Source organism: Sphingobacterium alkalisoli (assembly GCF_005049105.1).
In the GTDB taxonomy this organism is placed as follows: Bacteria; Bacteroidota; Bacteroidia; order Sphingobacteriales; family Sphingobacteriaceae; genus Sphingobacterium; species Sphingobacterium alkalisoli.
On the sequence record NZ_SUKA01000002.1, the window covers coordinates 694,990 to 708,685 of the forward strand.

Below are 13,696 nucleotides of genomic sequence, written 5' to 3' on the forward strand. Positions count from 1 at the left end.
TTAGTAAGAAGTGAAAAGGATAGTCACCTCTTACTGCTTACCTTTCACTTAAAACAAAAATAAAAAATGAATACAGAAGTTTTAGGAATAATCGTCATGTTTACCCTGTCGATATTGCTGGCAATACCACTGGGTAAATACATTGCAAGAGTTTATGGTGGTGAAAAAACGCTACTCGATCCGGTCTTCAATCCGGTAGAAAGATTTTTTTATAAGATCAGCGGTATTAAGCCACAGACAGAAATGAACTGGAAACAGCACATGGTAGCGCTGCTCACCATTAACATGATCTGGTTCCTTCTAGGGATGCTTATTTTGATGACTCAGGGAAACCTGCCGTTGAATCCGGATAAAAACGCAAGTATGTCAGCCGATCTGGCTTTTAATACCGTAATCTCGTTTGTGGTGAACTGCAATCTGCAGCACTATTCCGGAGAATCAGGACTAAGCTACCTAGGACAGTATTGGCTAATGTTCTTGCAATTTGTAAGTGCCGGAACAGGAATGGCAGCTGCTGTAGTAGTGTTCAGGGCATTCCGGGATAAATCGGCAACAAGTTTAGGAAACTTTTACAACTACTTTGTAAAATCATGTACCCGCGTACTGCTACCTATCTCGTTTGTTGTGGCCATTATCCTTGCTTTTGAGGGTACGCCGATGACCTTCGAAGGAAAAGATACCATTACTACATTACAAGGTGATAACATTGAAGTATCCAGAGGTCCGGCTGCTGCATTTGTTCCGATCAAACACGTTGGAACTAACGGAGGAGGATTTTTTGGAGTAAACTCCGCCCATCCCTTCGAAAATCCATCATATCTATCTAATATGGTAGAAATGATCGCTCAGCTCCTCGTGCCAATGGCTATGATCTTCGCATTTGGTTATTTTATCAGAAGAAGAAAATTGTCGTGGATGATCTTTGGCGTGATGACAGTGGGTTTCCTGATGCTTGCTGTTCCGAGTATTAATATGGAAATGAACGGTAATCCGGCGATTGCTGCCATGGGGATAGATAATTCTCTTGGAGCAATGGAAGGAAAGGAAGTACGTGTAGGAGCTCCCGCATCAGGTTTTTGGAGCATCGTCACGACCGTGATCTCTACCGGTTCGGTCAATTCCATGCATGACAGTTCCATGCCTTTGTCCGGAATGAATGAGTTACTAGCCATGATGATCAACAGTTTCTATGGTGGTGTAGGTGTTGGAATCCTGAACTTTTTTGTCTTTATCATTCTTGCTGTTTTTATCAGTGGCTTGATGGTGGGAAGAACACCGGAGTTCCTAGGTAAAAAAGTCGAAGCTCGGGAAATGAAAATTGCCATGATTATTGCTCTGTTACATCCTTTTCTCATACTGGTCGGTACCGCATTAGCGGCAGCACTGCCACAGTATACAATGGACAGCTTAAACAATCCTGGATTCCATGGCTTGAGCGAAATGCTCTATGAATACACATCCTCATCCGCGAACAACGGTAGTGGTTTTGAAGGTTTGGGAGATAACACAATTTGGTGGAACATTAGTACCGGCTTTGTGCTTATCCTATCCCGTTTCTTACCGATTATTGGCCCGGTCGCAATAGCAGGTTTATTGGCAGAGAAGAAATTTATCCCCGAAGGTGAGGGAACACTGAAAACCGACACGTCCACATTTGGACTGATGGTATTTGCTGTAATCGCGATCGTAGCAGCGTTGGCATTCTTCCCGGTATTGGCGTTAGGCCCTATTGCAGAATACTTTTCACTTTATTAAAAATTGATTAAAGAAATTAAAAATGAACAATAATACATCGTTGTTTCAGAAAGATATGGTTCAGCAAGCTTTGACACAGTCTTTTTTGAAACTCAATCCGAAAACAATGTTCCGTAATCCGGTCATGTTTACTGTATGGATAGGCACATTGGTCATGTTAATTGTCAGTTTCTGGACATTGACGGGCGCACAGGGACAGGGAAGTTTTGGATACAACTTTACCGTCTTTATTATATTACTGCTGACTTTATTATTTGCCAACTTTGCGGAGGCCATTGCCGAAGCAAGAGGAAAAGCACAGGCGGATAGCCTCCGGAAAACAAGAGAGGAAACACCTGCGAAACTAGAAAACGGGAAAATGATTTCGTCTGCCCAACTGCAAAAAGGAGATACTTTCGTCTGCGAGGCCGGAGATATTATACCCTCCGATGGAGAAATAGTTAAGGGATTGGCAACCATCGATGAAAGCGCCATTACTGGTGAATCTGCACCTGTAATCCGTGAGGCCGGTGGAGATAAAAGCTCCGTAACAGGCGGTACAAAAGTACTGTCGGATAGAATTGTAGTTAAAGTGACCACACAGCCCGGTGAAAGCTTTCTAGACAAGATGATCGCCTTGGTAGAAGGCGCGGCGCGACAAAAGACACCGAATGAAATAGCATTGACGATCTTGCTGGCCGGATTCACACTGGTTTTTATCATTGTGTGTGTGACCTTAAAGCCTTTTGCGGATTACGCCAATGTAAGCATCACGATTGCTTCCTTTATCTCCTTGTTTATCTGTCTTATTCCGACAACTATTGGGGGACTATTATCCGCTATCGGTATTGCCGGAATGGACAGAGCTTTGAGAGCGAATGTAATTACCAAAAGCGGAAAGGCTGTTGAAACAGCAGGTGATATTGATGTTTTGCTTTTGGATAAAACAGGAACGATTACCATTGGTAATCGAAAGGCAACCAATTTCTATCCTGCTGGTGGTATTGATGAAAAAAGATTGATAAAAGCAGCTGTATTGAGCTCCATGTCGGATGAAACCCCAGAAGGAAAATCTATTATCGAGTTGAGTGAAAAGTTAGATGTAAAAAGTGAAATAAAAAGAGACCTTTCACTTCTCACTTCTCACATCTCACCGAACTTCGTAAAGTTTACAGCTGAAACCCGAAGTTCAGGAATCGATTATGAAAGTACACGTATCCGAAAAGGAGCGGCTGACGCCATCAAAAATATTGTTATTGAGGCCGGAAATACATTTCCTATTGAGGTCGGAGAAAGCGTAAAAGCGATTGCCCAAAATGGAGGTACACCACTGGTTGTCTCCGAAAACGAAATTGTATTGGGTGTTATCGAATTACAGGATATCATCAAACCCGGCATTCAGGAACGGTTTGAACGGCTTCGTAAAATGGGGATTAAAACGGTAATGGTAACGGGCGACAATCCCTTAACGGCAAAATTCATCGCGGAGAAAGCTGGTGTAGACGATTTTATCGCAGAAGCGAAACCTGAGGATAAGATGAATTATATCAAGAAAGAACAATCAGAAGGCCGCTTGGTAGCCATGATGGGTGACGGAACCAATGATGCTCCGGCGCTGGCACAAGCAGATGTAGGTGTAGCAATGAATAGCGGTACGCAAGCAGCGAAAGAAGCTGGTAATATGGTGGATCTGGATAATGATCCGACCAAATTGATTGAGATCGTAGAGATCGGGAAACAGCTTTTGATGACCCGTGGTACATTGACCACCTTTAGTATAGCCAATGATGTGGCCAAATATTTCGCCATTATTCCGGCGCTGTTCATCACGGCTATACCCGCATTGCAGAGATTAAATATTATGAACCTGAACAGTCCCGAAACGGCCATTCTTGCAGCGGTAATTTTTAACGCAATCATCATTCCCCTGCTTATACCCTTGGCGTTGAAAGGTGTGGCCTACAAACCCATTGGAGCAAGTGCTTTGCTTCGCAGGAACCTGTTGATATTTGGCCTTGGAGGTGTATTGGTTCCTTTTTTGGGAATTAAGCTGATCGATATGGCTATATCCGTTTTCTTTTAATTATTTAATAATAACAAGCATAACGAATCATCAAGAGTGTATGCGCTTGATCGCTTCATCAACATTAAAAACATATTCTGATGAAACCGTCAGGAGCAACAGCTGCTGATCGCTTCATCTCCATTAAAACAAATAAATAAGATGAAAAAGCATATTTTGCCCGCATTAAAATTGACTGTTGTCATGATCGTTTTTTTTACGGTCATTTACCCCCTTGCGGTATGGGGCATTGCACAGTTTGCGCCCAATTCGGGAAAGGGAGAAATCATTGAATATAATGGAAAGAAATACTATTCCAACATAGGGCAATCCTTTACAGAGGATCAATATTTCTGGTCTCGACCATCAGCGGTGGATTATGATGCTTCGGGTTCGGGAGGAAGCAATAGAGGACCTTCTAATGAAGAATACTTAGCTGAAGTTCAGGCGCGAATTGACACTTTCTTGGTTCACAATCCAGATATTGATAAATCCGAAATCCCTGTGGACCTCGTTACCGCAAGCGGTAGTGGGTTAGATCCTAACTTTTCGGTACAGGCCGCAAAAGTACAGGTAAAAAGAATTGCTAACATAAGAGGTGTCGATGAGCAAAAATTAAATCAATTAATCGATGAGCAGACAGAAAAATCTTTGTGGGGCATATTTGGTCCGGAAAAAATAAATGTACTGAAATTAAATATCGCTCTGGACGAACTCAAGTAACCGAGCAGCTTTTCGCACTATTACTTCAGATGTATGTGTAGCCATTGGAAACAAATGGTGTGAGAGGGATTCAATAAAGCAATTAAATTTTAATAATTCAAAAAACAAATCGAGTGTAACGAGTTCATTTATATCAATGATAATTGACACTAATAAATAATTTATTCAGATGAAAAAAATCATTATGTTCTCAGCGATCCTGCTGGGAGCGACAGGGGGCGTATGTGCTCAGGAAGTTGAAAAAAAGCCCTTGACCATCAGCGGATATGCAGAAGTATATTATCAGCAGGATTTTAATAATCCGAAATCCAATACGAGACCAGGATTTATGTACAGCCACAACCGTAACAATGAAGTCAGCCTTAACTTAGGGTTGATCAAAGCTGCTTACGAAACAGAAAATGTACGCGCGAATCTGGGGATTGGAGTAGGATCATATATGAATGCCAATTATGCTGCTGAAGAAGGGGTATTGAAGAATATCTATGAAGCAAATATCGGCGTTAAATTGTCTAAAAAACACTATTTATGGTTGGATGCAGGTATTTTACCTTCCCATATCGGCTTTGAAAGTGCGATTGGCGCGGATTGCTATACGCTGACAAGAAGTATGATGGCTGATAATTCTCCCTATTTTGAAACAGGAGCTAAATTATCATACAGTACAGATAATGGCAAATGGGATATGGCTGTCCTCGTGATGAACAGCTGGCAACGTATCCAACGTGTGGAGGGTAACACTACCCCTGCGTTCGGACATCAATTGACTTACCGACCTAGTGAAAAAGTGACATTAAACAGCAGTTCTTTCATGGGGAATGATTTTCCGGATGATAAGCGAAGAATGCGCTATTTCCACAATCTGTACGGGCAGTTTGAAATCAGCAGTCAATTTGCTTTGATTGCCGGATTTGATATCGGAACACAGCAGAAAGAAAAATCTAGCAGTGATTACGATACCTGGTATACCCCTGTACTGATTGTTAAATACAGCCCGACAGATAAAATAAATCTTGCGGCAAGGGGAGAATATTACAATGACAAAAATGGTGTCATTATAGCTTCTGGTGCAGAAAATGGTTTTCAGACTTTTGGAGCTTCACTCAACGTAGATTATCAAATTCTGCCCAATTTAGTTTGGCGTACCGAGGTCAAAAGCTTAAACAGCAAAGATGCTGTTTTCTTAGACAGGGATGGTAATATGAAAAAAGCCAACGTGATGGCAGTGACATCACTGACAATCCGTTTCTAAAAATTTCTTATTACCCTCATTCCCCTTTGGACAATTGTCTAAGGGGAATTTGTGTAAATTTATAAAAGTAAAACAGCAAGTTATGGACGAGCGAAAAAGTGCTGCACATTTTTTGGATTTAATCCAGAAATCCCGAAGAGGAAAATTCAAACTCTATATCGGAATGAGCGCCGGCGTGGGCAAAACCTATCGGATGCTACAGGAAACTCATTCACTACTTCGCAATGGTATCGATGTCAAGATCGGATACATCGAAACGCACAATCGTGTTGAAACACATGCATTATTGAACGGTCTGCCTGTTATCCCCCGTAGGAAGCTTTTCTACAAAGGGAAAGAACTGCAAGAACTGGATGTGCAGGCGATCATCAATCTTCGTCCAGAAGTCGTGATTGTGGATGAACTGGCACATACCAATATAGAAGGAAGCAAAAACGAAAAACGATGGCAGGATGTAATGGATATTCTGGATGCCGGCATCAATGTCATCAGTGCCGTAAACATTCAGCATATTGAGAGCCTGAATAAAGAAGTAAGGGAAATTACGGGCATTGATGTGCAGGAACGCATCCCGGATAGTGTGGTTGCTCAGGCAGATGAGGTGGTCAATATTGACCTTACGGCAGAAGATCTCATCGATCGTTTAAAAGAAGGCAAAATTTATGATGCTTCGAAGATACAAGCGGCACTCCATAATTTTTTCAAAAGTGAGCATATTTTGCAACTTCGGGAATTGGCGCTCAAAGAAGTTGCATCACAGGTACAACGAAAAGTAGAAACGGAAGTCGTACTTACCCGAAATATCAAGAAGGAACGATTTTTGGCCTGCATCAGCTCTAATGAAAAAACGGCTAAAAATGTCATTCGTAAAACAGCCCGCTTAGCTAACTACTACAATTGTAAATGGTACGTAATGTATGTACAGACACCTAAAGAAAATGTAGATAAAATAGCTTTAGACAAACAACGCTTTCTCATTAATAATTTTAAATTAGCCACAGAATTGGGAGCTGAAATTATAAAAGTGAAGGCAAGAAACACAACCAAGGCTATTATCAAAGAATGCGAGGATAGGAAAATCACTACGGTATGTATAGGAAAGCCGCATATCACGTTAGCTAAGCTGATACTGGCAACGGATACTTTCAATACCTTATTGAACAAACTGTCAAAAGAAAATATTGATTTGGTAATTTTAAGTTGAAAATGAAAAATTCATAAAAAGTGAAAATAAAAACAAAATTGACCTTTGGAGTAGGACTGCTTTTTCTAATGATATTTTCATTGGCAGCGGTGAGCGGATGGTACGTGTATAAATTAAAAAAGGATACCAATAATATCCTTGTCGCCAATTATAATACCCTACAGTATTCCCGAAATATGTTGTTGGCATTAGAAGATATTGGAATCGACCCCGTTGCGCTGCACACTTTTGAAGATAATCTGGATAAACAAAATGCCAATGTAACGGAAGTGGGTGAAAAAGATGCAACAGATTTGGTTGTTAAGCACTTTGCTGCGTTAAAGAAGAATATTGAAGATTCCTCTTTAATATCCCCGATAAGGAAGGACATCACAGAATTAATGCGATTGAATATGGAAGCAATTGAGAGGAAGAGCGATATTGCGGATGAAACGGCTCAAAAAGCTATTGTTGTCATCGCTGTTACGGGCACACTGTGTTTTCTTATCGCCTTCATACTGTTGGTCAATCTACCATCCAATATTGCAGACCCCATAAAGGAATTAACCGAAAGTACACAGGAGATTGCTGCTCAGAATTATAAGAAACGAGTTCATTTTGAAAGCCACAGTGAATTTGGGGATCTAGCAAAATCATTCAATACGATGGCGGAAAAGTTGGCAGAATATTCGGAAAGTAAGCTGGAGAAAATCTTAAAAGGGAAAAAACGTATTGAAGCATTGATTGATAATATGCATGATCCCGTAATTGGGATTGATGAAAACAGGAAGGTACTTTTTGTAAACGAGGAGGCTCTTAAAATTACCGGACTTAAAAAGGAAAATTTTGTGGGCCGGCAAATTCAGGACGTGGCAATGGCAAATGATTTGGTAAAGGATATCATTCAGGAAATTGTCGACCCAAATTTAAAAAAGCTTAATGCAAGTCCTTTGAAAATATTTGCCGATAGCAAAGAAAGCTATTTTGAAAAAGAAGTGGTTGATATCAATATTGTGCCAACTGGGGAAACTGCTTCCCAATTTATCGGACAGGTAATTATGCTCAGAAACATCACACCATTTAAGGAACTGGATTTAGCGAAGACGAATTTTATGGGCACGGTATCCCATGAGTTTAAAACACCGATTTCGTCGATAAAAATGAGCCTGCAATTATTGGAAAACAAGCAAATTGGTGAATTAAATACAGAGCAACGGAATCTCGTAGCCGGTATTAAGGAAGATACCGGCAGACTGCTAAAGATTACTGGAGAGCTTTTGAATATCGCGCAGGTGGAGAGTGGTGCCATCCACCTCAATATGCTGCCATCGGAAATAAAACCCATCCTTGAATACGCTGTCAACGCCAATAAGATTTCCGCCGAACAAAAACATATCGGTATCCATGTGAAGATCGACAATGATATATCGGTCGTGATGGCCGACAGTGAAAAAACAGCATGGGTACTTACCAATTTGATTTCAAACGCTATACGGTATTCTTATGAGAACGCTTCCATTGTTGTCAACGTTCAAAAAGAAGGTGATCGCAAAGTCAGATTTTCTGTTGCAGATACCGGACAGGGTATCCAACCCCAGTACCTTACCAAGATCTTTGAACGATACTTCCGCATTCCGGGCACGAAAAAAGAAGGAACAGGCTTGGGATTAAGCATTAGCAAAGAATTTATAGAAGCCCAAGGTGGCGGAATAGAGGTGCAAAGTGAATTTGGAGCGGGAAGTACATTTGCCTTTACGCTTCATGCTAAGTAAATGCTACTCCGGCTGATTGATGTAACAGCTACCTATTGCTTTCTAATGCCACCCAATAGCCGATCTACATCTTTCTTTGCAAAAAGCCCTGTGCCTTCAGCCATTGTAGTGGCAGAACCACAGGCAATTCCTTTACGAAGTACTTCTTCCATATTGCCCTGAGTTGCCAAGACAGATACCATGCCGGCTACCATGCTATCTCCAGCTCCTACGGTACTTCGTATTTTTACCACCGGTGGTACCATGTGTATTTTTTCTGTTTCGGAATATAAAATCGCACCCTGAGCCCCAAGGGAAACAACAACGATGACTGCTTTACCTTGAGAAATGATAGATCGGGCCGCATGGTCAATGTCGGTATCTTCCAGCTCATCCTTGCCGGTTAAAGCGGCAAGTTCTCCTAAATTGGGTTTCAATAAAAACAAACCTTCTTCTACTGCTGCCTTGAGCGCGTTTCCTGATGTATCTACGATCACTTTGCTTCCTTTGGTTTTATATGTATTGATAAGCAGCTTGATAAAATCCGGATCCACCCCTATGGGGAGACTGCCGCTGATTACGACAAAACCGGGAATTGGGTTTAACTGATCAACCCTACTCAAAATTTCTTTTTGTTCCTCTGGTGTAACCTGATCTCCGGGGAACCCGAATCGGTATTGCTGAGTGGTTGATCTATCCACCACAATAAAATTCTCTCTTGTTTCGCTACCGATATTTACCGGTAATATATCCAGTCCTTCAAACTGTAGCGATTCTTCCAACATACGACCTGTTTTTCCTCCGGAAGTAAAAAGAGTGTGTGAAGATATATCCAATCTTTTTAGCGCTCTCGATACATTGATCCCCCCACCTCCAGCTTCATATTTGGGGGCATTGCAACGTAGTTTCTTTTCAGGTACGATGTTGTCAACGCTGCTGCTTTTGTCTACAGATGGATTCAAGGTGATAGTTAAAATAGCTGTTCTCATTATTATAGTCCTTTTAAAATTAAATAGTATCTCTATCCACAAAAAAAAGCTATCCAATACCGTACTCGATAATTTTTCGGTAGAGGGTTGCTGCGCCTATTTCGAGTAAACGGCTCGCTTCGGCTTTATTGCCTCTGGTATGGTTTAATACTTTCTGGATATGCAGTTTTTCGGCACTCGCCATAGAAAATGCTGATAATGGTTTGGTTGAGGTTTTAATGCGTTGAACACCCATCGGTAACGTGTCCGGATCCAAACGGTCATTATCTGCTAATATTACACTGCGTTCAATAATATTCTTCAACTCACGGATATTCCCCTTCCAATCATTGTTTTCAAGAGCCGTAATATATTCATCCGTTAATTGTAGGGGTTTACGGTTAGACTTTATCGCAAATATGTGTGCATAATACGCTGCCAGCGGTTTAATATCTTTTTTTCGTTCGCGGAGTGGGGGAAGGTGAATAGAAAACACCGAAAGCCTGTAAAACAAATCGCTGCGAAAATGTTCCTTTTCTATTTCTTCTTCAAGATTTCTGTTGGTGGCGGCAACAATGCGCACATCAACTTTTGTCGGTTTTGAATCCCCTACTTTTAAAAATTCCCCAGTTTCCAAAACCCGTAAGATCTTAGCCTGCAGCTCTATCGCCATTTCTCCGATTTCATCCAAAAAAATAGTTCCCCTGTGGGCTTCCTCAAAAAGTCCTTTTTGGTCCTTTGTTGCCCCCGTAAATGCTCCAGCTCTATGCCCGAATAATTCATTTTCCAATAAATCTTTGCTGAAAGCCGAGCAGTTAATGGCTACAAAGTTTTGTTTATTGCGGCTGCTTGCTTGATGTATGGCCTGGGCGAAAACTTCCTTACCTGTTCCTGTTTCACCCGTTAGAAGCACTGTAGTGCTGGTGTCAGCAACCTTCTGTGCTAATTCAATAGCATTCATAATGGCATGGGAATTCCCTATGATTTTATCAAAGGAATGTTTTTCCTCCAATTGTTTTTCTAATTGCGAAACTCTTCGGTTTAGTGCTGTTTTTTCACTCGCCTTATATACCAAGGGAATAATTTTATTGTTATCATCGCCTTTGGTAATATAATCAAAAGCACCGTTCTTAATCGCTTGTACACCATCCGGAATGTTTCCATAGGCGGTCAACAATATAACTTCCGTAATAGGAAATTTTTCTTTGATGATTTTAGCTGTGGCGACTCCATTTCCATCAGGTAATTTAACGTCACAGATCACCACGTCGATATCGGAAAGTTCCAACCTCTTCAGCCCCGCCTTAATGTCACCTGCTTGAAATACCTCAAAACCTTCTAAGCTGATTATTTTGGAAAGAAGGATTCTCAATTTCTCTTCGTCGTCTATGATAAGTACTTTAATCACTGCATAAAATTATTAGATAACAAATTTAAAGATAAATATTGATTACATTTAGGAATCCTATTTTATATCACTATGTCTTACAATATACCTGATCACCTCAAAGGTCTCACCGAAAGCGAAGTAGCTGCTTCTAGGGAGTTATATGGATATAATCGCTTACAAACAGGCCATAAAAGTACTTGGTTATATCTGCTTATTGATATCTTAAAGGAGCCGATGTTGATTTTGCTTATTGTGATCTCCTTCATCTACGTAATTGTGGGAGATTATGGCGAGGCTGCTTTTATGTTTTTCGCTATCGTGGCAGTTACCGCTATTTCTTTTTATCAGGATAGTCGTAGTAAAAAAGCTTTGGCAGAGCTTGAAAAGCTAAATGAACCTTTAAGTAAAGTAATTAGGGGAGGGGAGGTGCTGGAAATCCCCACGCATGAAATTGTTATAGGTGATTTATGCCTTACTGAAGAAGGGAAAATTATAAATGCCGACGGAAGAATTGTGCACAGTAATGATTTTTCTGTTAACGAGTCTTCCCTTACCGGAGAAAGCTTCTCGGTTTTTAAAGATAGTAAATCAGAGGATAATTTTATCTACAGTGGTACAGTAACGGTTTCGGGGTTGGCCGTTTATCAGGTAAGTAGTATCGGAAAAGAAACCCGTGTCGGTCAAATCGGCGAATCTATACTGAATATAAAAGAAGAAATTTCGCCATTACAAATCCAGATTCGCAGGTTTGTAAAAGGTATGGCAGTTATCGGTCTAGTCGTTTTCTTGATGGTTTGCATTTTCAGTTTTATTAAAACAGGTGATCTCGTGAAAAGCCTGCTGAGTGGACTTACATTGGCAATGTCGGTATTACCCGAAGAAATTCCGGTAGCATTTACAACCTTTATGGCCTTGGGAGCATGGAAGCTGATGCGTCACGGAATTATCATCAAACGGAGTAGTATTGTAGAGACACTGGGAAGTACGACGGTTATCTGTACAGATAAAACTGGTACCATTACTGAAAACACCATGAATCTTAAGCATTTGTACGATTACGGCTCTGACAGGACGTATGAAGAAAATGAATTTGAAGTTGACGAGCTAGCGGAGCTTATCGATTATGCAATGTGGAGCAGCGAACCGGTACCCTTTGATCCTATGGAAATTACGTTGCACAAAACGTACGAACAGATTCGAAAGAATGACTTAAGACAAGAATATCAGATGTTTCATGAATATCCACTTGAAGGTAGACCTCCTATGATGACGCATCTATTTGAAAACGATAAGCAGTACAGAATCATTGCAGCTAAAGGAGCTCCCGAGGCCATCCTAGATGTTTCCCGGCTTTCAGTAAGCGAGAAAGAGAAGATCAGAACGGTTGTAAAAGCATTTGGTCGGCAAGGGTATCGTGTATTGGGGGTTGCTAAATCTCATTTTGAAGGAAATAGCTTTCCAGTGAAACAACAGGATTTTAATTTTCAATTTTTGGGACTGACTGTCTTTTACGATCCTCCTAAGAAGGGGATTCGAGAAGTATTTCAACGTATTTATGATGCCGGTATCCAAGTAAAGGTAATTACGGGTGATAACGCCGATACGACCAATGCGATTGCATTGCAGGCGGGAATTATTAATAATACATCCGCAGTTAATGGGAATGAGATTATCGGGAAATCAGAAAAAGAATTGATACAGATTTCAGATCGTACTACTTTGTTTACTAGAATGTTTCCCGACGCAAAGCTTGCGGTCGTCAATGCCCTGAAAAAGAAAGGTGAGGTGGTGGCAATGCTTGGAGATGGCGTAAACGACGGCCCGGCTTTGAAAGCTGCCCATATCGGTGTAGCTATGGGAAATAAAGGAACGGAGATTGCTAAATCCGCAGCAGCGCTGGTTATTACGAATGATGATCTGGAAAAACTCGTTGTTGGGATAGCAGCGGGAAGAAGAATTTACACCAATATTAAGAAGGCCGTCCAATATATTATTTCAATTCATATTCCAATTATATTAACAGTCTCTTTACCGCTGTTTTTAGGGTGGGTGTTTCCTCAGATCTTTACTCCTGTTCATGTCATATTCCTTGAGCTTGTTATGGGGCCTACCTGTTCTATTGTTTATGAGAATGAGCCTATGGAAAAAAACACAATGAAGCTACCTCCAAGAGCTATGGGAGATACTTTTTTAAGTTGGAATGAGCTTGGGATCAGTATTGTTCAGGGACTGATGATTACGTTTGGGGTGTTGTTTATGTATCAGTACACGGTTCAAAACGGGGGAAGTGAAGAAAAAACGAGAGCAATGGTGTTCACTACCTTGATCTTTGCTAACATATTATTGAGTTTTGCCAATCGTTCGTTCTTTTATAGCATACTACAAAGTTTCAGAAACCGTAACCCGTTATTCGTGGGTATTTCCGCTTTAGTGCTCGTGCTACTATTTATGATATTATATGTAAAACCTATTTCTAACTTCTTCAACGTAACAACTCTTGATATGAATGAGCTGGGGTTGGCTTTACTTGTTGCTGCTATTTCAGTTTTATGGTTTGAGATTTATAAGTTTGTAAGGGTAATATGGTAGTTGTCTCTTCGAAGATGTATTCCGATCCACCTGCTTCATAGTCA

The 13,696-nt window shown here is 40.8% G+C and carries 9 protein-coding genes; 7 read left to right on the forward strand and 2 right to left on the reverse strand.

Going from position 1 to position 13,696, the window contains the following annotated elements:
• Positions 1–66: 66 nt before the first annotated feature.
• The 6 genes from kdpA (at position 67) to FAZ19_RS08695 (ending at position 8,726) form a co-directional block, all read left to right on the forward strand.
• Complete coding sequence (gene kdpA, locus FAZ19_RS08670; protein ID WP_136820308.1) at positions 67–1,755, forward strand: potassium-transporting ATPase subunit KdpA; 1,689 nt, start codon at positions 67–69, stop codon at positions 1,753–1,755.
• A 22-nt stretch (positions 1,756–1,777) separates the two neighbouring features.
• Positions 1,778–3,817 carry a potassium-transporting ATPase subunit KdpB gene (gene kdpB, locus FAZ19_RS08675; RefSeq protein ID WP_136820309.1) on the forward strand — a complete coding sequence of 680 codons (2,040 nt, stop codon included), beginning with the start codon at positions 1,778–1,780 and terminating at the stop codon, positions 3,815–3,817.
• A gap of 141 nt (positions 3,818–3,958) precedes the next feature.
• Positions 3,959–4,519 carry a K(+)-transporting ATPase subunit C gene (locus FAZ19_RS08680; protein ID WP_136820310.1) on the forward strand — a complete coding sequence of 187 codons (561 nt, stop codon included), beginning with the start codon at positions 3,959–3,961 and terminating at the stop codon, positions 4,517–4,519.
• A 169-nt stretch (positions 4,520–4,688) separates the two neighbouring features.
• Positions 4,689–5,771 (forward strand): porin, encoded by a 1,083-nt coding sequence (locus FAZ19_RS08685; protein WP_136820311.1) that lies wholly within the window; start codon positions 4,689–4,691, stop codon positions 5,769–5,771.
• 82 nt (positions 5,772–5,853) lie between these two features.
• A complete protein-coding gene (locus FAZ19_RS08690) occupies positions 5,854–6,975 on the forward strand; it encodes a sensor protein KdpD (protein WP_136820312.1) in 1,122 nt (373 codons plus the stop codon).
• A gap of 20 nt (positions 6,976–6,995) precedes the next feature.
• The gene (locus FAZ19_RS08695; RefSeq protein ID WP_136820313.1) at positions 6,996–8,726 is read left to right on the forward strand and encodes a sensor histidine kinase; all 1,731 of its coding nucleotides are present in this window, start codon (positions 6,996–6,998) and stop codon (positions 8,724–8,726) included.
• A 32-nt stretch (positions 8,727–8,758) separates the two neighbouring features.
• Here the strand turns inward: FAZ19_RS08695 and FAZ19_RS08700 are convergent, their stop codons facing one another.
• Together FAZ19_RS08700 and FAZ19_RS08705 are read right to left on the reverse strand one after the other, a co-directional pair.
• Positions 8,759–9,694, reverse strand: coding sequence for a 1-phosphofructokinase family hexose kinase (locus FAZ19_RS08700; RefSeq protein ID WP_136820314.1), 936 nt, complete (start codon positions 9,692–9,694; stop codon positions 8,759–8,761).
• A 49-nt stretch (positions 9,695–9,743) separates the two neighbouring features.
• Positions 9,744–11,081, reverse strand: a complete 1,338-nt coding sequence (locus FAZ19_RS08705) for a sigma-54-dependent transcriptional regulator (RefSeq protein WP_136820315.1) — start codon at positions 11,079–11,081, stop codon at positions 9,744–9,746.
• A 72-nt stretch (positions 11,082–11,153) separates the two neighbouring features.
• Here FAZ19_RS08705 and FAZ19_RS08710 point away from each other — a divergent pair, with 72 nt between their 5' ends.
• Positions 11,154–13,652, forward strand: a complete 2,499-nt coding sequence (locus FAZ19_RS08710; RefSeq protein ID WP_136820316.1) for a cation-translocating P-type ATPase — start codon at positions 11,154–11,156, stop codon at positions 13,650–13,652.
• Positions 13,653–13,696: the final 44 nt, after the last annotated feature.

Coding starts and splice junctions, on each gene's coding strand:
- kdpA (WP_136820308.1), top strand. CDS start 67: ATGAATACAGAAGTTTTAGGAATAATCGTCATGTTTACCCTGTCGATA.
- FAZ19_RS08700 (WP_136820314.1), bottom strand. CDS start 9,694: ATGAGAACAGCTATTTTAACTATCACCTTGAATCCATCTGTAGACAAA.
- FAZ19_RS08685 (WP_136820311.1), top strand. CDS start 4,689: ATGAAAAAAATCATTATGTTCTCAGCGATCCTGCTGGGAGCGACAGGG.
- FAZ19_RS08680 (WP_136820310.1), top strand. CDS start 3,959: ATGAAAAAGCATATTTTGCCCGCATTAAAATTGACTGTTGTCATGATC.
- FAZ19_RS08690 (WP_136820312.1), top strand. CDS start 5,854: ATGGACGAGCGAAAAAGTGCTGCACATTTTTTGGATTTAATCCAGAAA.
- kdpB (WP_136820309.1), top strand. CDS start 1,778: ATGAACAATAATACATCGTTGTTTCAGAAAGATATGGTTCAGCAAGCT.
- FAZ19_RS08710 (WP_136820316.1), top strand. CDS start 11,154: ATGTCTTACAATATACCTGATCACCTCAAAGGTCTCACCGAAAGCGAA.